The sequence below is a fragment of the Comamonas testosteroni genome, assembly GCF_030505195.1.
Classification (GTDB): domain Bacteria; phylum Pseudomonadota; class Gammaproteobacteria; order Burkholderiales; family Burkholderiaceae_C; genus Comamonas; species Comamonas testosteroni_G.
Map to the genome: position 1 here is coordinate 4109842 of NZ_CP129672.1, position 19699 is coordinate 4129540.

Here is a 19699-nt window from a genome sequence, read left to right on the forward strand (position 1 = left end):
GCAGCTTCAAATCCCCGTCTGTTCAGGGGTTTCGAGGGCATCGTCGACCTTGATGCCCAGGTACCTCACTGTCGACTCCAGCTTAGAGCGGCCGAGCAGCAACTGCACAGCGCGCAGGTTCTTGGTGCGGCGGTAAATCAGTGTGGCCTTTGTCCTGCGCATCGAGTGCGTCTCGCGCTCCATGCGGTCCAGGCCTAGCTCGTCAACCCAGTGACCGAGGATTCGGGCGTACTGCCTTGTCCCCCAGATGTGGCGATTCGTTTAGTCGGCTTGGAAACAGGAAGTCCTCTGGCTTCAGCACGGCCTGCTCGATCCGGGCCCGCAAGGCATCACGGGCAGCCTGCGTGATCTCGAACTGCACTGGACGCTGAGTCTTGTGTTGCATGACGACAGCGCGCGTCGCCACCAGATCACCGTGGCATACGTCCCGACCCTTTAGGGCGACGAGATCGCATCCCCGCAGCTTGCTATCGATGCCCAAGTTGAAGAGAGCAAGTTCGCGCACCCGGCCTTCCAGCTGAGGCCTTACGCGCAGCGCCCATGTTTCCTTGAGCTTGAACGGGGTCTTCTGCCCGACGATTTTGCCCTTGTTCCACGGCTCGCGATGAACGGTATTAGCTGTGTTTCCCATGATGGTCTCCCATCGAATTGAGGGCCACACAGGATGCGCTCTATAGCGGGCGGATTTCAACTCGCCTGGTCGACTAGCGACGGTCGGCTTCCTCAGTCTTATGACTGTCAGCTTCATGGCGTAGCCATGAATTCATCATCTCGGCCAGTAGCAGTCCTTGGAGCTGTTCCTGCAAGGGACTGCTTCTGGCTGTGTGAGCGGTCTGTCGCTGGATGGGCGACTTGATGGGGCAGCGCGATAAACCGAGGGTACCCATCAGTGGTCCTTTGTGTCGGCAAGCGATCGATCTTGAGCGGTCGCTCACTTACCGCTTGCCAATTACTGCTTCAAGAGTCAAACAGCTGTCAACGGCTCTGATTCAAAAGCGCGATGCAACAATTCCAGGAAATCGGGCACTGATGGAAGGTTGGCAGAGCCAAGGCGGCGCACTTCGACAGCTGGAGTCCACGAGTTCATGACTGCGGCCCCTTGAAGCGCGGTCAGCGAATCGATGGTGATCTCCTCAAAACGCTGCGGAACTCCCAGGCGCTTCAACTGGCGCATCACGATGGCCATCGTCGTTCCTCGCAGCATTTTTGCCTTTGGCCATACAACGCTCTTACCATCCCAGAAAACCAGATTCCAGATGCTGCCCTCACTCAGTCTCCCTTGTTTATCGATGAACGCGGCATCATCAAAACCATGTTCAACGGCCTTGCGCTGAAACCATGTTTTTGCAATCTCCCCAACATGCTTGATTTCGGGAACGACTCTCTCGTAGTTCACGATATCCAGCACCAACGGTCCCTGCGGGCCATCGGATGGCGGCGACGTTCGCACGAGCATGTGTAGCGGTGCATCATTGCCGGGAGGCGTGAACTCGCCCGCAGACGAATAGAGGGTTGCGGTTAAGGAGAAGTCACCGCCATTTCTCGTCTTCAGTGCAGACGCCAGATAGCTTTTGATCGCCTCATCGGTCAAGGCACATCCGAACATGGTCAGTGAAGCCGCATGCAAGCGCTGAAGATGCAAATCCAAGCCCCGCACTTTGCCGTCCCTCACCTGCAGGGCGGTGAAATGGGCATATCCTGCGAAAGCCAGCGGCCCTAATGCTTCTGCCGTTGCAGGACGCCCATTGCGCTGCACGGTCGCTGCATTGGAAGGTCGGTTGCTCATATCTGTCATCTTGAACTCCGTTACTGGTGAAGCTCGGAGGTTAAACTTTGACAGCACTGTCAAGGTCAAGTTGTTTTTGAAAGGATGAGCAAATGCGGATTGGAGAGCTGGCTCGACGCAGCGGCGTCAGTGAACGCATGTTGCGCTACTACGAGCAGCAAGGGCTACTGCGACCTGCCCGCACCGAAGCACACTATCGTGACTATGGAGAGGCAGAGCTTTTGGCGGCGATGCGTATTCGCCAGCTCAATGAATCAGGGCTGAAATTGAATGCAATCCGCATTCTGTTGCCCTGCATGGTTGATGGTCCTGCGACCTTCCAGCCTTGCGACGAAATCCGTTCCGTTCTCACCGACGAACTGGCTCAGCTTGAGAGAAAGCTCCATGATTTGAAAGAGAGTAGGGATATTGTGGTCGGCTACTTGGCATCGTTGGAACGAGCTGAACGCTAAAGTGTGGGCCTCGGATGGTGCAAGTGGGAACGACGCGATTTCCTGTTGATCGGCTGCGCCAGGCGTCTGCAGATAGTACGATCCGGTCATCTTCATCTGCGAGAGGTGACGTTGAGTTGGGTAAATACAGCGACGGCAGTTGGTCGGTCTCTGTCTGTCGCTGGGCGACCCATGGCGAACGCTCGCAGGGATGGGCTAGCAGTGAAATACCACGTTGAAGCCTTCTCGCGACGATGGCTCAACAAAGTGCCTTGTGATCTGTTCAAACTGCTCATCCGTTGTCTGAAATGGATGATCGCCAGATAAATTCCGAAGTCGTAAACGCTGCTTGCATTCTTCGTCCGGTACATCGAGAAAGTGCAGGTAATGAAACGCTCCTGCCTTTTCAAAAATACTGCGTCCCCATGCCCTTGCGTTGAGAGTATTGAAAGGGAAGTCCAGCACTACGGAGGTTCCTGACCTAAGAAGGTCAACGATATGCGCCTCCATGGCTACTCGCAGTCGGCTCGAGAGTCTTACGTAGTCCGAGATCGTTTGAAGCTCATCGGGATAGAGCTGGGACAACCAGCCATCCTCGCTAATGAGAACGGTCTGTGGATTGGATGCGAGTTGTCTGGCAAGTGTGGATTTGCCCGCAGCAATCTTTCCGCAGATGAGGTGAAGCGAGCCGATCCTGGACTGGATGGCCAAAGCTTGTCCAGCATGAGTGAAGTCCATTCTTCCATCTCCTTTTAACGGTGCCCTGGAGACAGAAAACCCACCTCCTGGGTGGGTTGCATGGCTACATGGTCGCGAGCTATCCCACCTTCAATGTGAAGACGGCAATAATTCGCTGGGTAACATTTCGAGCCATAGAAGCATGCTAGCAGAGTACGCGCGCAATGCTCGATCTGAAGCAGCTACTCTTGGCCAATTTGAGCGGCGGCATGCGACCGCGGCTGTGTGAAAACTCCAGCGTGTGCAGGCAAGTTGAAGACTCGACCTCTCAGATCGACCCAGGATCGACGATCACGCTGTCGGGAATGGTTTTGCTACTCCTGAAAACGTGACTTTTCCGAGTTTTCACACAGCCTCGACCCTGAGCCGCCATCCATGAAGCTGAGTCGATGACTGCTCCGCAGCGGTTACTGCTGCTCATCGGAGCTGGGTGAGATACCGCTCACCTCGTCATGTCGCTTATTCAGCGCGCCAAGACAGTCACTTCTCCACTGACTGTTTTCAGGTCAGCAGCAGACCCTCGCTAATAGGCTGCCCCCGGGAATGCGGGAAGTAAGCTATCTCGGCTCGCAAATAGGCGCTGCCGGCCCAAAGTAGTCCCTCAACCAACGATGCTTATTGCCGGCGATCGCCTGCAATCGCCGGTAATTGTCGGCCTGCATCTGTTAGCTGAAGCCGCGTAACGCGGTATTGTGTGATCTGGGCTGATATGAGCAATCGCATTCGCAATCGCACTGAATCGATGCGGATTCACTCGACAACCTCGCAGCTTTGTGAATGTAGCCGCTCGAACTCTATCGGCGAAATGTTGCCGAACGCAGCCTGGCGACGTGTTGAGTTCTAGACCATTTCGATCTAGAGGACTTCGGTTTTGCCGAGCCGGCCTTCAAGCTTGGCGTCGGATGTCATGGGCTACCAAGGCTGAAGCAACGGGCTTGAAAACTTGAAAGAGCACTCAATGGCCTCCCATAGAGGTGGAGGTGATACGTAGCAGCTTGGCCAACTACTTCGGTGGAGTGGATATCGTCGGTCCCTAGGAGCAAAACCTCGCCCGGGCCCACTGCAACGTGGGTGGTTTCGACAACGATTCCGGACTTAGCGGACTTCGTGTAGAAGTGGTTCAAGTCCAAGCCCCGAATGCCCGCCACGACGGCCCAAGTTTCGTGGCAGTGAGGAGGACTTGTGACGCCAACTCCATCCGAGACAAGATACAGTGCCGGCCGATCCCCAGCGACAGCGAGTTCATAGAGAGCCTCCTCGCCAACTCGAGCTACAGGATAAGGGGCTACTTGCCACATAGGGGAGTTCGCAAGGTGTAGAAGGCTGTCTGCAATAGCCTCGAAATCGACCGCAGACTGTGGCGGCGTGCTGATGCGATCGATTAATTGATGCGCCTGCTCGACTATCGTGCCTGGTGATTGCATCAGAATTCCCCAACTTCCTAACATGATGTAGACCGACTCTGTTTGCGCGAGACAGCAACACTCCTGCGTGATGGCGAAAGTTCATTGGCTCACGCATTCACATAAGTGACTGCCCAAGGCCGCAAGTCAGCCATGAATCGACTCGGTTAAATGAGTGCCCTTTAGGGGGAAATATTCCTGGATATGGACTTCTGAGAGAAACCCGGTAGGTCACATGACGGCTCGTGCCAGTGACAACCTATTTCCTTTCCCCCAGCCTCATTTGATAGACCGCTGCGCTCCAGTACCGCGTACCGCTGCTTTCTCGGCAAATCCACCCCGCAGACTCCAACTGCTTCGCGATCAATCGATTCATGAAGCCATGGCCAAGCAGCAGAACGGGGCCTTCATTTGCGATCAATTGAAGTCGCTGAGCCGCTGTATTAGCTCTTGCTTTAGCTTCTCGGGCAGACTCGACTCCTCCAGAAAAGCCGCACAGCCATGCAATCCGAAGAAAAAATGCCCACGTAAATGGGGAAAAGCGAGGTCGTCTCCATCTTCCGTGAGGCAACTTCGCCTCGCAGAAAATCTCATCTATGAGATGAGGTCGAAGGCCCAATGCTCGAACAGACGCCAGTGCTCGAGGTGCATTGCTCGAAATGATCACTTTGGCTGTGGCGGCCAGGTCCATGCTGGCCACAGGGACGGGATGCTCCACGATTTCGGATAGCTCGTAACGCTCAATCCAGTACTTCATGTCAAGTGCTGAAACCTTGCCGCCTGGAGCCAAGTTCGGCCGACCGTGGCGCATCAAAATAATTTCTTGGTTCATTGAGTGGGAGCAGAGTTCATCGATTGCTTGTCAGCGGTCCAATCAATCGCCGACTTTTAGCCGTCGCATGAGCCAGTTCGCGGTGAACTCGAAGTGCTCTCGCATGTTCGACTCCGCCGTGTGGCCGTCATCTCCAAAGACCAGTTGCGTCACGTTGAAGCCGAGAGCGGCAAGAGAGGCAGGCTCATTTCTGGATACGAGATCTTCGCGGGCGCCGTTCACCATGAGGATGGGTTTGCGCAACTGCGCCGCGGTGGGCATCTTCAATTGATAAGAGAGTTGGAATGCTTCGTAGTATTCGCACATCGCCTGATGAGGTGTCGTCAGCGGATTCATGTTGGCAAACACGGTGTAGGGAGCGACGATCCATGCAGGCGCTTTCTCGCAATGCTCTTGTCCGAAGCTCGAATCGCTAGGGCCGCCTACATTGACAATCGCTTGGTAGAAGTCGTTTCGCAGCCCGCCAAGAGTTCCCAAATAGCCCCCCATACTCCAGCCGTACACGGCCACTCGGCTTGTGTCTAGGTCGTGGCGCGTCTTGATGTAGTCCGCAACCGTGTCCAGCATTGCAGAGGACTCTGGACGGAATCCCAGCGGGTTCTCCCCGGTGTCTGGATTTTCCACAATGAGGGTCGCAAACCCGCGGCCCATGAAGTAGTCGCTGTGCCGGATCATCTCCGTCTTCAGGTTGTCAAGGCCACCGAGAATGACCAGCACCGGAGGCTTCTTATTGCTGCTGCCGAGTGTCGACAGTGTTCGGAAGTAGCCAATGAAATCCTTTTCGCCGGTCCTGAATTTGATCCGCTGGAGCGGCTTTCCCAGGACTGCGTAAGCTCGTTCGGTTGCCTGCAGATCCGCAGCGGGGACCTGCTTGGGCAGTCGATTCATTCGCAGATAGAACGCGGCCTTTTTGTATTCGGCCGATGCACTCTCGCTCTCGCCGCGCTCTTCGGCCGCATGCGCTCGTGCCAGATGCACCTGGGCAGGCTTGCTAAAAGTCGCTTGCCAAGCCGCCTGCGACGGCCCCGCGTTCTCCGGCAACCTTCCAACGATGTTATCGAACGTGCTCGCTTCGATGCCTGCATCCTCAAGCCACCAACAGATGTTGAACTTGAACGAAGGATGCATGCGAGCGATGCCTTCCGGGTACTGCGCCTGTCCTTTCCTGCAGAACTCGGCCATGCTGTCCGCTGCCCTGACTGAGGAGTTGCTCTGCGCAGCGGATTCGCGCGGAGCAACCGCCGAAAGAACGACGGCTCCAAGGAGCATCAAGCGTTTCAAGATCAATGGGTCCGTCACAGTCGTTCCTTGTTTGGCTTCGGCAGATTCCCCAGAACTAGGGCGATGAAGAGGTTTACCTGGCGTTATTGCGGTGACGCATTGGGTAGCCAACCATGGCGGCGATACCAAGCGACCGTATCGGCAACGGTTTGCTCGATGGGGCGAAATTTCAATTGAAGCTGCTGCTCGCTCTTTGTGTGAATGAAATGACTTCGTCCTGCCTCCTTGCGCATGAGCCGCACCGTCGCCAAACTGAGCAAGATGGGTTGGCCGCTGATCTTCGCGTAGAGTTCCTGCGCCGCCGCCAGCAAATACAGAAGCAGGAAAGGCAAGTTGCGTGTCGGCGTCTTGATGCCCGCGATCTGCCCCACCAAGGGAACCAATTCCTGCATCGTCATGTGGCGGCCAGCGGCCAGATAGCGCTCACCGCGCTGGCCGCGCTCTGCAGCTGAAATTTGCGCCTTCGCTACATCGCGAGCATCGACAACCGAGAAGCTCCCTGGCAGCAACCCAGGCAATTTGCCAAGCACCACATCGTTGACAAATTGTCCTGACGAGGTTGGGCCGATATCGGCAGGACCCCACATCCAGCCAGGCAAGACAAAGCTCGCATGCATGTCCGGATGTGTGTCAAGAAAGGTCGATACGACTTGATCGGCCAGTATCTTGCTTCGGTAATAGTCGTCGTCAGCATCTGCTAGGTCACGCAGGCAAGTCTCATCGATGGGCGCACCCGGCTCGCCATTCAGCACTGCGATGGATGAAGTCTGAACGAAGCGCCGGATGCCGGCGTCGTATGCCTGCTCGATAAGCTGCTGTGTGCCGTCTACATTGATGCGTTTGAGCTCTTCCCAGTGGCTGCCGCCTTTGAAGTTGTCTCGAAAGAAGGCTGCGGTATGGAACACCACGTCACATCCTTGCAGCGCCCTGGAGAAAGCGGGCACATCTGCCATGTCACCCTGCACCAGCTCCACGCCTTTCACTCCTGCGAACTGTTGCATACCTTTGGTTTCCGAACGGACGAGAGCCTTGACGAAGACGCCGCGCGCGACTAGCTCACGCACAAGGTTGTTGCCGAGAAGGCCTGTGGCGCCAGTGACAAAAGCGGACCGTGGACTGCTGTACTTTTTCATTTCGATTGATCTTCAAATATCATTTGAAATTTAAATGTACCGCTGGAACTTTGAAATCTCAAGTGATATCTGAAAATTTTTCGGTGTGCGTGCACACGCGATCACACAACGCTCGATATCTGAATCTCATGTGATATCTTTAAAGTCATGAGCACCACGACTGCAAGAAGACGCCTGACCCGAGACGAAAGCCGGGCACAGACTCGCGAGCACCTGATCGACGCTGCACGGCACTTGTTTGTGACAAACGGGTATGGAGGCGCATCGATCCGTGACATCGCGAACAACGCTGGCTATTCCCAAGGCGCTTTTTATTCAAACTTCTCAAGCAAAGAGGATGTCTTGCTAGAGCTGCTGCGACGGCACATGGATGCAGAAGCGATGCAACTTACTACGCTCATGGGCGACAACGCACAGTTGCCCGAGCAAATGCTGGCCCGACTGGAGGCCTGGGCTTCTACCCTCAATCACGATGCCGACTGGTGCATGCTTTCCATAGAACTGCAGTTGCATGCGAGGCGTAGCCCATCTTTCGCGACGGAGTACCAAAAGGTTTGGGACAGACACCAAGCCGAGATCGGCGGCGTGATCAACCTATTGTTTGAAAAGCTTGGTCGCTCCACTCCTGCCGAGCCTCACGAACTAGCTGCTGCTTTCATGGCTCTTTCACATGGGCTTGCACTGCAAAAGACCGCCGACCGCCAGGAGCTGACTGGACGCTTGATCATGGTGTTTCTACGTGGATTGATCGCAAGTTCGACGTAGCCACGACTCGATGGTGCGAAGAAGCGGGCATTCAGGCCGGTGCGTGGTGAACCACGCAAGCGAGTGGCCAGTTACGAGGGTGATGTGGCCGTTCAAGACACCTGACGTTCCACGACTGGTGTTGGCGATTGCTGCTGTTTAGGCGCTGAGTCACGATCCACCAGAATCGGCGATTGCCGTCATTGAGACAGCCAAGTCCACCAACCACCTCATGACAGACACGCCTCGGCCGCTCGAACCTGCGAGCGTGATCTCAGCGGGGGCGCGCGCTCATACCTTGGCGAGGAAGGCCGCCGCATCACCCGCTTCACACTTCCAGTCTGCGAAGACCCCAACCAGATTGCACTCCACGCAGTGGCAGGCGATGTAGTACCAGCGCACGTCATGTGTGCCCTCGTACACGGAGACGCCGGACATCAGCTCGAACACCTCGTTCTCGCACACGCACTCGTGCGCCTCGGGGGCGGCCTCATCAACGTAGTCCGCGCTGTCGCCCATCAGGTGTTTCTGCCCGCAGTCGGTGCAGATGCGGATTGCCACGCCGGCTTCTTCATCGGTCTGCAGCGCAAAAGTCCGGCACCCGCAATTGCATTTGGACGAGGCAAACCGGACGGCCTCATAGCGATTCGCAATGCTGTAGCTGCGCAGCTCGGCTTGGGTGTCGCCGGACGTCGTCCCGTACCAGAACTCGCCCTTCTTCGTCAGTGCCATTGATGCTGTTCCATTCTTCAAGGTGGGCTTCCCGGCAGACCTGACGCCAGGCTTGCCTCGATCATCTGGATTTTGCCTCAAGGCACGGTGAATCGTCGTCAAGGGTCCGGGTCGGGGTGGTCTGCGACAAGGGCTGCGGAAATCCTTGAATGCCGATTCTTGGAGATTGCAGCCAGAGTCCATCAAGTTCAGCTGTTGATCGCCGCCGACATTCGATGTTGAAGTCCCTGCGTAAGCTCTCAGCTGTGGATTCAACCGGGTGCAGGCCATCGACAGACGGGCAGGAGCGGCCTTTCGGAGCAGGCCATATGCACGGAGGATTGCTGCCCTTAACATGACCTACTTTAAACAGTGGCCCGAGACAGGTTATGCGCAGCTTTCTTTCCTTTGTTAGCAAAACGGGCGACAGTTCCATTGACCCCGATGCAGTTGAAGAAGCATCGGGCTGCCTTGACCAATTTACCGCTGCATTCAATGCACTGGATTTGGCAGGTATGGATGCACAACTTCATTTCCCGCATGTGATGATTTCGGGAGCTGACACCCTGATTTGGGATGTTCCTAATCAGCATCCTTCCGATTTTTTCCAGCGGCTAAAAAGCACTGGCTGGTCATCTACTCGATACGAATCGAAAGTGCCGGTTCTGAGCAGCCAGAACAAGGTCCATTTCCTCGTCACTTACACGCGACGCTCGGACACGGATGAAGAACTGAGTCGTCACACCAACCTCTGGATTGTGGTCAAGCAAAATGACACTTGGGGTATATCTCTTCGCTCCTATTAAGCGACTGAGGTCTGTGGCCGCTTGGGATCGATTGCTGGCCAACACGAACGACCGCTAATGGGCACCTCAGGTTTGTGGCGCTGTCCCATCAAGTTTGCCGCTCGGCGACGGACCGCTCACAGCCTTGAAGCAGCTGCTTGTAGAAATGTCTCCAAGGGCTGCTTCTGGCCGATCTGGGGCTATCGCCACCCAAAGCGGACAAAGCTGCTTTAGGTCGTCTGTGCTGGTTATAGCCCCAGTTCGGTGAGCCCTGGGTGGTCGTCGGGACGACGTCCAAGTGGCCAGTGGAATTTACGATCCGATTCCTTGATGGGCATGTCGTTGATACAAGCGTAGCGACGACGCATCAGGCCATTGGCCTCAAACTCCCAATTTTCGTTTCCGTACGACCGGAACCAGTTGCCCGCGTCGTCATGCCACTCATAGGCGTAGCGAACTGCTATTCGATTCCCCTCATGTAGCCAGAGCTCCTTGATGAGTCGGTAGTCAAGTTCCTTCTTCCACTTTCTCTCAAGGAAAGCCTGCGCTTCGGCCCGGTTGTTGGCGAACTCAGCGCGGTTGCGCCACTTCGTGTCCGGCGTGTAGGCCAAGGCAACCTTGGCTGCGTCGCGTGTGTTCCAGCCGTCTTCCGCCAAGCGAACTTTCTGTAAGGCAGTTTCGTGTGTGAATGGGGGCAGGGGTGGGCGTGATTCCATGATTGACCTCTATGTAGGTATGTAGAACGATCTGTCTACATGCTCAATACTATTCGATGTAGAACGATCTGTCTACAATGTCTGCATGAACTCTGACAAACAATCTTTTGCCGCACTGCCTCCACGTGAGCGAATCTTGGTAGCTGCCCATGATCTTTTTTACAGCGAAGGAATCAGAGCGACGGGTGTTGACCGGATCATTGATCGCTCGTCCGTCAGCAAGGTCACGTTCTATAGGCAATATGCGAGCAAAGACGAGTTGATTCGGGCTTACCTCGATTACCGACACCAAGGGTGGATTTCTTGGTTCAAGAGCAGCTTGGCGCAAGAGTCCCATGACGGAGCAAGCGCGACTGAGGCACTGCTTCGTACTCTCCGTGGCTGGTTTAGTCAGACCCACTTTCGAGGCTGCGCTTTCCTGAATGCTGCTGCAGAGCTGGGATCTACCGACCCCAGGATTCTGGAAATTGTGCGACAGCACAAAAAAGAGATGGCATGCGTTTTGGATGAGCTGTTCGGCGACCACGCTGTCTCTGCAGGCCAGTCGCTTTCGCTGCCCGTAGATGGCGCTATCGTGCACGTGCAGATGGGCCAGCCACTTGAGGAAGTGCTTGAAAACCTCAAAGCCGTCGTTGAAAGAATCGTCGCCAGGTAAGACTGCGTGTGACCCATGAAGCGATTCATTGAAAGCCAGTCCCGCGAGCAAGTGACCTTGCTGCCCGAGTGTCTCGATGACTTTGTGGGTGTAGACAATCCGGTGCGTATTGTCGATGCGTTCGTTGAAGAACTGGACCTGCTCTCACTGGGCTTTGATGGGTCAAGACCCGCAGCCACAGGCCGCCCGGCCTACCACCCTGCGGTGCTACTCAAGGTCTACATCTACGGCCTCGGCGGCAAATGTCTGCTGCGCAGCGAAAGCTGCTGTTCATGCTTGCATCGTGACCTACCGGTTCAGCAACATAGCGGACATCCGAGCACACGGAGCGAATTAGGCAGATCCAACCGCAGAGGATCGAGCACGAAGCACCGGATGCTGCAAACTCATTGTCAACCGTGTTGGACCGCCGCTAGATCAGGGCGGCTAGGTTTGAGTCTCAGCTTGTTGAAGGACGACGGCACAGCCTCAGTGGCCGGAAAGTTTGTGTGCGCACGTACGGCCTCGACCAGTAAAGTAGCCAAGCGCTCTGCGGATGGTTCCAAAAGAGAGTGGGAACGCCCAAGCACTAGGTCCATGGTGGGCAGATGTGGCAGGCCGATTTCCTCTGGCGCGTAGCTGCGCACATGCGGCGGCAGGCCGAAGGGCGTACGCACCGACAGCCCCAGGCCCGCTGAGGTCGCAGCCCAGATCGGCCCGAGACTGGCACTGCTGAAGGCGTGCCGCCAGGCAATCCCGGCTCGCTCCAGCACGGCTGTGACCAGCTCGCGCAGCGAGCAAGGCTCTTCCAGCATCACCAGAGCCAGTGTTTTCAGCTTGCCCTCTTGATCCGGCTGCAAGCAGCCAAGGCTGTCCAGCACCTCGGGTGCGGCAGGCCCTATCCAATGCAGAGGCAGACGCATCACGGTTTCGGCATGGATGCCAGACAGATCCGCGCCGATATCCCAGAGCATTGCCAGGTCCAGCTGTCCCTGAGCAAAGCGTTCACGCAACTCGTCGCTGCGCGCTACGCAGGCCTCGATGCGCACCAGGGGATGCGCCCTTGCAAAGCGGCCAAGCACGGCCGGCAACAGTGCTTCGCCGAGGTCCTCCTGAAGTCCGAGCCGGACCAGTCCTCGCAGCTGGCTGCCGCTGACCGCCGTCACGGCCTCGTCATTGAGCTCCAGCAGGCGATGCGCATAGGCCAGCAGGGTCTCGCCGGCCTCTGTGAGCTCGAGACCACGCCCAGCCTTGCGCAGCAGCGGCATGCCGCATTGGGCCTCCAGCTTCTTCAACTGGGCACTGATCGCCGAAGTCGAGCGCCCCAGCTTGTCCGCGGCACGCGCAAAGCTGCCAAGCGCGACCCCTGTCGAAAAACTGCGCAGCACATCCAAGTCGTAGAGCACACGAGACACACAAGCCCTTCCAATCATCCCAAAAATCAGGATGGTTGGTTCAATATTATTTGATTTTCAAAATGATTGGGCGCCAGCACACTGCGCGGCATGAACTCTTCCGACTGTTTCTCGCGGCCTGCGCTGCCCGTCAACCTTCCAAGCCACCGCTGGAAGGTATTGGCCGCAGGCGTTCTCGCCAATGCCGCTTTTTCGACTGCCTTCAGCGGAATCCCGATGACGGCGGTGGTGATGCGCTCCTCGTACCAGCTCGATACCAGCACACTCGGGCTGATGCTGGGCCTCATGGGCCTGGGCATCGCATTGAGCGAGCTGCCCTGGGGTTTGCTTACCGATCGCTGGGGGGACCGCCCCGTGCTGCTCACCGGTCTGATCGGCACGGCGCTCGCGTTGGCTGCGATGGCCATCTGGGCAACGCCTGAGGCTGGGAACGTGCCCGGTTTGCAGTGGCTGGCTGGCGGCCTGGTACTGGTCGGTTTGCTGGGCGGCAGCCTCAACGGCGCGAGCGGGCGGGCCGTGATGACCTGGTTTGCGGATGGCGAGCGAGGCCTGGCGATGAGCATACGCCAGACTGCAGTGCCGCTAGGCGGCGCCATCGGTGCGCTGCTGCTGCCGGCGCTGGCCTTGCATGGCGGCTTTCTTGCCGTGTTCGCCGTGCTGGCGAGCCTCTGTCTGCTCTCTGCGTTGCTCGTCGTCGCATGGGTGCACGAGCCGCCGCATACTGCGCAGCATGCACAGCGCCAGCTCGCCACCGGCCCGAGCCCACTGCGCGATGTTCGCGCCTGGCGCTCCGTGGCCGGCATCGGCATGCTGTGCGCGCCGCAATTCGCAGTGCTGTCTTTCGGCACGGTCTTTCTGCACGACTTCGCCCAGGCCGAGCTTGCAAGAGTCTCCGCCGTCATGGCATTCGTCCAGTGCGCAGCCATGGCGATGCGCGTATGGAGTGGTCGCTGGACGGACCGCCATCGCAACCGCCAGAGCTATTTGAGCGCTTGCAGCTGGCTGAGTATGCTGCTTTTTGCGGCGCTTGCGACAGCGTGCTTGCTTGCTCCGGGCCCGCTCTTGCTGCTGTTCTTGACGGCCTCTGCCGGTATCTGTGTTTCTGCCTGGCATGGTGTGGCCTATACCGAGCTGGCAAGCTTGGCCGGAGCCGGTCGTGCCGGCACGGCCTTGGGCATGGCCAACACCAGCGTGTTCATCGTGTGCTTTGCCGTCCCTATGCTGATTCCGCATCTGCTATCGCTGCAGGGCTGGGTATTGGTCTGGTTGGCCTGTGCGCTTTGCGCGGTCTTCGCCCGCCCCTTGCTGGTTGCGTCGCAGCAGTCTGCGGCGCGTGTCCGTGAGTAACGAGGGCCTTTTCAGCATTGATTTCCACGCAGACCGCCCCCACAGGTCGGTCTGCGTGGAAATCAACACACGGCGGTCCTTCGGAATTAGATGGGCTGCCCAGCGGATGCGAAGAGGTGTTCGACGCTTATCCGTGCACTCACACTACCGGCCAGAAGCTGTCATCCGGCGCAAGATCGAGTACGGCAGGCAGCCTGAAGCCGTCACAGGCAGGAGAACGGTGGACGACTGCTTCTGGCCGATAGCACCACCTCGCTGACAGCTGACTTCTCGGGTCTGACTCGTGTATCTGAGTGACCGCATATTGGCGCATCCGTGGACTCACACTAACGGCCATAGGCGGTCATCGAGCTGAGCGTCGCCGAAACCGCATCTGGTTTGTCGCTGCCTAAATGACTACGATCCTATTAGTCGTTGCTAGACAGTCCGAGCACCAGAGGTGCCGAATACCTAGGTGCAAAGAGCATCTGCCCAGCTAAATCATCGTGACGCTATGCGATCAAAAATGAGAGGCATCCTATTTACTATTGGCGCGTCCTTGATTGCCATCACATTTGGTGCGCCAGAGGGACTAGCCGCTCATAGTGGTAGCGCCAAATCAGCACTGGCTTACTTCGCATACTGGTTTGTGATTCAGTTTGAGGGATGGGGAGGTCGATACGTCGCTGTAGCCATTGGTTTAACAATGATATTGGTTGCGTTGTTGCTTCCCTATAGCAAGAAACCTGCTCCTCGCTAACCGCAAGGGTAGGATTCCGGCGGCGTCGTTGACAGACTGGATCGCCCCGAGCCCATCGGGCATGCAGAAGCGGTCCTTGGAGACAGTGCGTGGCAAACCTCGCAATCGAGCAGCCAGTCCTGAGGGTGAAGCGGCCGTTCAGGACAGGCTGCATTCAACGGCTCGTTTAAAGGCATGTACCAACTAAATTGGCGCTGCCCGAGAGCCAAGACTTGTGTATCACGACGACCCCCTAGATTTTCCAGGCTCAGCTTTGGGCTATATGGGGTAGCTCATCCTCGAATGGAGAGCATCTGATGAGAAATCAAGGGGCAGCCAGTTCAGTGCTCGCGAAGCAGTTGCCTCAAGGCTCCGGAAAGCTCAGGGTATCGCCAAGAAAACCCTGCTTCCTGTGCGCGCTGCGGAACCAAGCGTTGGCCTCCCAGCAACAGAACGGACATCTCCCCAAGTGCCAGTCGCAACGCCCAGGCCGGAATGTGAAATATGGCCGGTTTGCCCAACTCTTGTGCGAGGAATTGCGTGAAGTCAGTGTTGCGCACCACCTCAGGTGAACAAGTGTTGTAGGGCCCGCTACAGCTCTCATTATTCAAAAGGTAGTCGATGAGAGCGACTTGGTCATCAATGTGTATCCATGGCATCCACTGTTGGCCGCTGCCCAGCTTGCCTCCAAGCCCTCGTTGGAATGTTGGCAGCAGCCGTGCCAGCATTCCACCAGTTGACGCTAACACGGGGGCAGTGCGTAGTAGTACAACCCGCACTCCCATTTGGCGCGCGCGCATAGCCTCCTGCTCCCAGGCCACACAAAGGCGGCTTCCGAAATCAATGTTGCCTGGTGAAGCGTCCTCTGATAACCGCTGTTCTTCGCCGTCACCGTACCAGCCGACAGCAGATCCCGAGATCAACACTGGTGGTATCGAAACCTGCCTTCCCATCCAATCCACCAAGGTTCGCGTGAGGTCAATTCGACTGTTCCACAAAAGCCCGCAGCGCTTTGCGGTCCATCGGTGAGTTGCGATGGGTGCTCCTGCTAAGTTGACGACAGCATCGAATGGAGCACTACCATCGAGTGATTCAAGTTGCGCTATACCCTTGGAGCCCGGGCACAATTTCTCTACCTGCTGAGGAGTTCGGCTCCACACCCAAAGGTCATGACCTTGGCGCCGCCAGAGCCGACAGAGGGCCTGTCCGATGAGTCCGGTGCCTCCGGTTAACAGGATGCGCATGGGGTTTTCCTTTTGGGGAAGTGAACAAAAGACTCACCAGGGCAGGCGTTGTCCATCGTATGCCCAGAAGCCGCCGCTGTCCTTTGGCTGCAGGCCGTCTAATACCGCCAACAAATCCCGCGCAGCATCGGTGGGGCGGCGGCCGATCTGAGCACCGCGAAACGGAGCCGACAAAGCCGAGTCAACGGTGCCGGGATGCAGGGCTGCCAGGACAGCTTTGGGATGGGTGCGAGCCATTTCAATAGAGGCGGTCTTGAGCAGCATGTTCAGTGCAGCCTTCGAGGCTCGGTAGCTATACCAGCCACCAAGACGGTTGTCGCCGATACTGCCAACCTTGGCCGACAGAACCGCAAGCACGCCGGGCTCGTTCTTTGGAAGCAACTGTGAGAAGTGTGCCAAGGCCAAGGCCGGGCCGATGGTGTTGATGGTAAAACTGGCTGTCATGTGTGCGGCGTTCAGGTCAGCCAGTCGCTTTTCGGGAGCGCCGGTTGGGCCGCTGAGCATTCCCGTGGCAACCACAATCAGGTGCCAGGGACCTTGCTGACGCATCGAGTCGGCGGCAACTGCGATGGAGTCCAGGGCTCCAAAGTCGACGGCGGGACTGCTGCTACGGCTCAGGGCAGCGACCGCAGCACAGCGCGGATCTGCCTCGAGCTGCGATGCAATGGCTGCGCCTATAGCGCCGGAGGCCCCAAGAATGAGAGCACGGTAACCACTGGGCAGGGATTGCATGGTGGGCCTCGGTGATGTCGTTGCTACAGGTTGCCGAGCTGCTCGCGCAGTTGCTGAGCATGTGCGCGCAACGCTGATTGCTGCTCAGGCGGGAATTTCTGCCATTGTCGATAGACCAACGCCAACCGGTGGTTGCTGCCAAGTTCTTCGACATGACGCGCAAAAAAGTCCCAGTAGAGAGCGTTGAAAGGGCAGGCGCTCGGGCCAGTCTTCTGCTTGGGGTTGTACGTACAGCCCTGACAGTAGTCGCCCATGCGCTGCAGGTATGCCGCGCTACTGACATAGGGTTTGGTGGCAATCAGGCCGCCATCGGCGCGCTGGCTCATCCCCAGGGTGTTGGGCAGCTCTACCCACTCAAAAGCGTCGATGTAGATGCCCAGGTACCAGCGGTGCAGCTCCACCGGATCCAGCCCCGCCAGCAAGGCAAAGTTGCCGATCACCATCAGCCGCTGGATATGGTGGGCATGGGCGGTTTGCAGCGACTGCTTGATGGACTGCTGCAAACAGCGCATATGCGTGTCCCCGGTCCAGAACCAGTGCGGAAGCGGCAAGTGGTGGTCCAGCGCATTGCGACTTTCGTAGCCCGGCATATGTGCCCAATAGATGCCGCGTATGTACTCACGCCAGCCGAGGATCTGGCGCACAAAGCCCTCCACAGCAGCGAGCGGCGCGCGGCCGGAGCGCCATGCGGCTTCGGCAGACTGCAGCACCTCCATAGGTCGCAGCATCTTCACGTTCAACGCGAACGAAAGCAAAGAGTGGAATAAGCGCGGCGCTTGGCTGGACATGGCGTCTTCATAGTCGCCAAAGTGCGGCAGTGCATGGGTGACAAATGCCTCCAGGCAGCGCATTGCCTCTTGCCGGTTCAACGGCCAACGCAGGGCGTCCGCCTGCGCGTCACCAAAGCTTTGCACATCGCTGCGCTGCACGATCCCCCAGAGCGCGCTGTGGTCGTGGAGGGGGCGCCAGTCCTCAGGCTCGACAGGGGTTCCTGGCCAGGGTTTGCGGTTGTCGTGGTCAAAGTTCCACTGTCCGCCAACGGGCTGTTCATGCTCGTCCAGCAGCAGTCCGTAACGGCGGCGCATGCTACGGTAGAAATGCTCCATCAACCACTGGCGGCGCCCACGCATCTGGGTCGCCAGGTCATCGCGTGCCGTCAGGAAGTGTTCGCTGTCTACGGCAGTGCAGCTCAGCTGCTGGCCGCTCGCCCAGGCCTGTAGTTGGGCGTCCAGCCGCCACTCATCGGGCTGCTGCCATTGCACCGTGCGGGCACCGTAGTGCACAGCAAGCGCCGCCAGGTTTTCGGGTATGGACTGGCGGTTACTGGCATCGTCGATCGACACATAACGAACCCGGTGACCGTCAGCGCGCAGTTGGCGCGCAAAGTCGCGCATGGCAGCAAAAATGGCCAGAATTTTCTGTGCATGGTGCAGCACGTAGTCGGTTTCCTGACGCACCTCCATCAGCACATAGACCACCTGCAGATCCACCTGCCGAAACCAACTGTGTTCCGGGTTGAGCTGATCTCCCAGTACCAGACGCAGTGTATGTGCGCTGTGGGTGGCGGTCGTACTATCGCTCATGCTTTACCCCACAGGCGCTGGTAGGCGCCATCAGCGTCGTAGGTCGCAGCTTGTTTGACAGGATCAAAGCGGCGCCCCCCGCGTGGATCCGTACCCCGACCGGCAATGTACAGCCAGTTGCCCTGGTTGCTGTAGACGTCGTAGTCAAGCAACTGTGACTCAAACCAGGCAGCGCCGGCGCGCCAGTCACAGCCAAGATCATGGATCAGAAAGCTGGCCGCCACCTGGCGCACACGGTTGCCGAGGTAGCCCGTTGCAGCCAACTCGCGCATGGCTGCATCCACCAGAGGCTGGCCGGTCTGCCCGGCGCACCAGGCTGCAAAGCTCTGATCATCATGCGGCGTGGCAAGCACCGGGCCCAGACCTCGTGCACGGTAGAGCGTGCGACCCTGCTGCAGGTGCAGAAAACGAAAATAGTCGCGCCATAGCAGCTCGAACCAGAGCCAGTAGCTGCTTTCGGTCGCGCCGTACATGGCTTCGAATTGTCGAAGTTGAGCGTGGGCTTGCCGGGGCGACAATGCCCCCGTGGCAAGCCAGGGCGACCATTTGCTTGAGTAGTCCAATCCCACAAGACCGTTACGCGTACGCTTGTAGCGGTGGGGAAGCCCGCGTGCGAGGTACTGACGGAGGTGGGCAAGGGCCGCAGACTCGCCGCCTTGCAGGAAGGCGATGGCGCTTCGGGCATCAAGCGAATTAGAGGCATCGGTCAATGCATCCAGAGCAAGTGCCTGCTCTTGAAGGTACTTGCTGGGTATATTCGGCGGAACTCTGGGCAGAGCCTCCGGCACTGGCAGAGGCGGGTAAGGTTGTAGCTTGGCGTGCTCAACAGCCTGACGAAACGGGGTGAACACTGCGGGCAACTGCCCCACCGGCCAAGGCAATTGGTCCGGGTGCAGCAGGCTGCTGTGCCACACGGTGTGCACCTGCAGGCCTGCGGCTCGCAGAGCGTCGACCTCGGCTTGCTCCTCGGGCGCTGCGACGTCTTCACAGACAATGGTGCAGGCCCCTAAGGCCTGTGCCAGCGCAGGCAGGGCCATGGCGGCTGGCGCATTCAAAATCAATAGTTGAGAGCGCAGTTCATGAAAATTCTCGGCCAGGTTCTGTATCGTCTTGGCTAGCCAGGTGCGACGGTGCTGGCCGATGCGGGCAAAGCCCCAACGGGTTCTAGCCTGAATGTCCGGCAGGCACAGCACCGGCAGCAGGTACTGCGCCCCCATCCTGCACGCGGCGTGAAGGACGGGTTGGTCGTGCAGGCGCAGGTCGTTGCGTAACCAGAGCAGCACCGTGCTCATGTCTGCTCCCCAGATGGAGGTAACTGCTTGCGCTGCCGTCGGCAGCGTTCGGAGCAGTATTTGACCTCGTCCCATACCTGAGCCCACTTTTTGCGCCAGGCAAATGGGCGCCCGCAGCAAAGGCATGACTTTTCAGGCAGATGCGGTTTGCGGTGCACGGCATGCCTCCTTCGG

General features: G+C 57.9%; 18 protein-coding genes and 2 pseudogenes. 6 read left to right on the forward strand and 14 right to left on the reverse strand.

Translation table 11 applies throughout. The annotated features are described in order from the left end of the window. Positions 1-6 precede the first annotated feature (6 nt). Both QYQ99_RS19075 and QYQ99_RS19080 read right to left on the reverse strand, forming a co-directional pair. Positions 7-631: pseudogene (locus QYQ99_RS19075) on the reverse strand (tyrosine-type recombinase/integrase). A 333-nt stretch (positions 632-964) separates the two neighbouring features. Then, positions 965-1786 (reverse strand): aminotransferase class IV family protein, encoded by an 822-nt coding sequence (locus tag QYQ99_RS19080; protein ID WP_302093221.1) that lies wholly within the window; start codon positions 1784-1786, stop codon positions 965-967. A 137-nt stretch (positions 1787-1923) separates the two neighbouring features. Here QYQ99_RS19080 and QYQ99_RS19085 point away from each other — a divergent pair, with 137 nt between their 5' ends. Further along, entirely contained in the window at positions 1924-2238 is a 315-nt protein-coding gene (locus tag QYQ99_RS19085; protein WP_302089540.1) for a MerR family transcriptional regulator, read from the forward strand. 195 nt (positions 2239-2433) lie between these two features. Here the strand turns inward: QYQ99_RS19085 and QYQ99_RS19090 are convergent, their stop codons facing one another. The 4 genes from QYQ99_RS19090 to QYQ99_RS19105 all read right to left on the reverse strand — a co-directional run bounded on the left by QYQ99_RS19090 (position 2434) and on the right by QYQ99_RS19105 (position 7604). Further along, positions 2434-2955, reverse strand: a complete 522-nt coding sequence (locus QYQ99_RS19090) for an AAA family ATPase (RefSeq protein WP_302089541.1) — start codon at positions 2953-2955, stop codon at positions 2434-2436. A gap of 1662 nt (positions 2956-4617) precedes the next feature. Beyond that, positions 4618-5190 carry a hypothetical protein gene (locus tag QYQ99_RS19095; RefSeq protein WP_302089542.1) on the reverse strand — a complete coding sequence of 191 codons (573 nt, stop codon included), beginning with the start codon at positions 5188-5190 and terminating at the stop codon, positions 4618-4620. Between the two features lie 42 nt (positions 5191-5232). After that, positions 5233-6471: an alpha/beta hydrolase family protein gene (locus tag QYQ99_RS19100; RefSeq protein ID WP_302089543.1), complete on the reverse strand. Its 1239-nt coding sequence runs from the start codon at positions 6469-6471 to the stop codon at positions 5233-5235. A gap of 83 nt (positions 6472-6554) precedes the next feature. After that, positions 6555-7604, reverse strand: a complete 1050-nt coding sequence (locus QYQ99_RS19105; protein ID WP_302089544.1) for an SDR family oxidoreductase — start codon at positions 7602-7604, stop codon at positions 6555-6557. 147 nt (positions 7605-7751) lie between these two features. On the opposite strand from QYQ99_RS19105, the gene QYQ99_RS19110 reads away from it, so the two are divergent. Next, positions 7752-8369, forward strand: a complete 618-nt coding sequence (locus tag QYQ99_RS19110; RefSeq protein ID WP_302089545.1) for a TetR/AcrR family transcriptional regulator — start codon at positions 7752-7754, stop codon at positions 8367-8369. A 270-nt stretch (positions 8370-8639) separates the two neighbouring features. Here the strand turns inward: QYQ99_RS19110 and QYQ99_RS19115 are convergent, their stop codons facing one another. After that, positions 8640-9080: a hypothetical protein gene (locus tag QYQ99_RS19115; protein ID WP_302089546.1), complete on the reverse strand. Its 441-nt coding sequence runs from the start codon at positions 9078-9080 to the stop codon at positions 8640-8642. A gap of 368 nt (positions 9081-9448) precedes the next feature. On the opposite strand from QYQ99_RS19115, the gene QYQ99_RS19120 reads away from it, so the two are divergent. After that, a complete protein-coding gene (locus tag QYQ99_RS19120; protein ID WP_302089547.1) occupies positions 9449-9865 on the forward strand; it encodes a hypothetical protein in 417 nt (138 codons plus the stop codon). Between the two features lie 227 nt (positions 9866-10092). Here QYQ99_RS19120 and QYQ99_RS19125 read toward each other — a convergent pair whose 3' ends face one another. Beyond that, the gene (locus QYQ99_RS19125) at positions 10093-10560 is read right to left on the reverse strand and encodes a nuclear transport factor 2 family protein (RefSeq protein ID WP_302089548.1); all 468 of its coding nucleotides are present in this window, start codon (positions 10558-10560) and stop codon (positions 10093-10095) included. Between the two features lie 85 nt (positions 10561-10645). Between QYQ99_RS19125 and QYQ99_RS19130 the strand changes: the two genes are divergently transcribed. Together QYQ99_RS19130 and QYQ99_RS19135 are read left to right on the forward strand one after the other, a co-directional pair. Beyond that, entirely contained in the window at positions 10646-11215 is a 570-nt protein-coding gene (locus QYQ99_RS19130) for a TetR/AcrR family transcriptional regulator (RefSeq protein ID WP_302089549.1), read from the forward strand. A gap of 15 nt (positions 11216-11230) precedes the next feature. After that, positions 11231-11446: pseudogene (locus QYQ99_RS19135) on the forward strand (transposase); the annotation flags it as partial. Positions 11447-11607: 161 nt separating this feature from the next. Here QYQ99_RS19135 and QYQ99_RS19140 read toward each other — a convergent pair. Then, positions 11608-12609, reverse strand: coding sequence for a LysR substrate-binding domain-containing protein (locus QYQ99_RS19140; protein WP_302089550.1), 1002 nt, complete (start codon positions 12607-12609; stop codon positions 11608-11610). A gap of 90 nt (positions 12610-12699) precedes the next feature. Here QYQ99_RS19140 and QYQ99_RS19145 point away from each other — a divergent pair, with 90 nt between their 5' ends. Further along, on the forward strand, positions 12700-13956 hold the full coding sequence (locus tag QYQ99_RS19145) for an MFS transporter (protein WP_302089551.1): 1257 nt from the start codon (positions 12700-12702) through the stop codon (positions 13954-13956). A gap of 1059 nt (positions 13957-15015) precedes the next feature. Here the strand turns inward: QYQ99_RS19145 and QYQ99_RS19150 are convergent. The 5 genes from QYQ99_RS19150 to QYQ99_RS19170 are packed head-to-tail and all read right to left on the reverse strand — an operon-like array spanning position 15016 to position 19683. Next, positions 15016-15918: a TIGR01777 family oxidoreductase gene (locus tag QYQ99_RS19150; protein ID WP_302089552.1), complete on the reverse strand. Its 903-nt coding sequence runs from the start codon at positions 15916-15918 to the stop codon at positions 15016-15018. 33 nt (positions 15919-15951) lie between these two features. Further along, the gene (locus QYQ99_RS19155) at positions 15952-16650 is read right to left on the reverse strand and encodes an SDR family NAD(P)-dependent oxidoreductase (protein WP_302089553.1); all 699 of its coding nucleotides are present in this window, start codon (positions 16648-16650) and stop codon (positions 15952-15954) included. A 23-nt stretch (positions 16651-16673) separates the two neighbouring features. Beyond that, positions 16674-18233, reverse strand: coding sequence for a cryptochrome/photolyase family protein (locus tag QYQ99_RS19160; RefSeq protein ID WP_302089554.1), 1560 nt, complete (start codon positions 18231-18233; stop codon positions 16674-16676). Further along, positions 18230-19525 (reverse strand): DASH family cryptochrome, encoded by a 1296-nt coding sequence (locus tag QYQ99_RS19165; protein WP_302089555.1) that lies wholly within the window; start codon positions 19523-19525, stop codon positions 18230-18232. The genes QYQ99_RS19160 and QYQ99_RS19165 overlap by 4 nt, the downstream gene beginning before the upstream one ends. Beyond that, positions 19522-19683, reverse strand: coding sequence for a DUF2256 domain-containing protein (locus QYQ99_RS19170; RefSeq protein ID WP_080692921.1), 162 nt, complete (start codon positions 19681-19683; stop codon positions 19522-19524). Before QYQ99_RS19170 ends, QYQ99_RS19165 begins: the two co-directional genes overlap by 4 nt. Between the last annotated feature and the right edge of the window lie 16 nt (positions 19684-19699).

Excerpts from the sequence above, each read along its gene's own strand:
- QYQ99_RS19080 (WP_302093221.1), bottom strand. The coding sequence starts at position 1,786 with ATGAGCAACCGACCTTCCAATGCAGCGACCGTGCAGCGCAATGGGCGT.
- QYQ99_RS19085 (WP_302089540.1), top strand. The coding sequence starts at position 1,924 with ATGTTGCGCTACTACGAGCAGCAAGGGCTACTGCGACCTGCCCGCACC.
- QYQ99_RS19090 (WP_302089541.1), bottom strand. The coding sequence starts at position 2,955 with ATGGACTTCACTCATGCTGGACAAGCTTTGGCCATCCAGTCCAGGATC.
- QYQ99_RS19095 (WP_302089542.1), bottom strand. The coding sequence starts at position 5,190 with ATGAACCAAGAAATTATTTTGATGCGCCACGGTCGGCCGAACTTGGCT.
- QYQ99_RS19105 (WP_302089544.1), bottom strand. The coding sequence starts at position 7,604 with ATGAAAAAGTACAGCAGTCCACGGTCCGCTTTTGTCACTGGCGCCACA.
- QYQ99_RS19110 (WP_302089545.1), top strand. The coding sequence starts at position 7,752 with ATGAGCACCACGACTGCAAGAAGACGCCTGACCCGAGACGAAAGCCGG.
- QYQ99_RS19115 (WP_302089546.1), bottom strand. The coding sequence starts at position 9,080 with ATGGCACTGACGAAGAAGGGCGAGTTCTGGTACGGGACGACGTCCGGC.
- QYQ99_RS19120 (WP_302089547.1), top strand. The coding sequence starts at position 9,449 with ATGCGCAGCTTTCTTTCCTTTGTTAGCAAAACGGGCGACAGTTCCATT.
- QYQ99_RS19125 (WP_302089548.1), bottom strand. The coding sequence starts at position 10,560 with ATGGAATCACGCCCACCCCTGCCCCCATTCACACACGAAACTGCCTTA.
- QYQ99_RS19130 (WP_302089549.1), top strand. The coding sequence starts at position 10,646 with ATGAACTCTGACAAACAATCTTTTGCCGCACTGCCTCCACGTGAGCGA.
- QYQ99_RS19145 (WP_302089551.1), top strand. The coding sequence starts at position 12,700 with ATGAACTCTTCCGACTGTTTCTCGCGGCCTGCGCTGCCCGTCAACCTT.
- QYQ99_RS19150 (WP_302089552.1), bottom strand. The coding sequence starts at position 15,918 with ATGCGCATCCTGTTAACCGGAGGCACCGGACTCATCGGACAGGCCCTC.
- QYQ99_RS19155 (WP_302089553.1), bottom strand. The coding sequence starts at position 16,650 with ATGCAATCCCTGCCCAGTGGTTACCGTGCTCTCATTCTTGGGGCCTCC.
- QYQ99_RS19160 (WP_302089554.1), bottom strand. The coding sequence starts at position 18,233 with ATGAGCGATAGTACGACCGCCACCCACAGCGCACATACACTGCGTCTG.
- QYQ99_RS19165 (WP_302089555.1), bottom strand. The coding sequence starts at position 19,525 with ATGAGCACGGTGCTGCTCTGGTTACGCAACGACCTGCGCCTGCACGAC.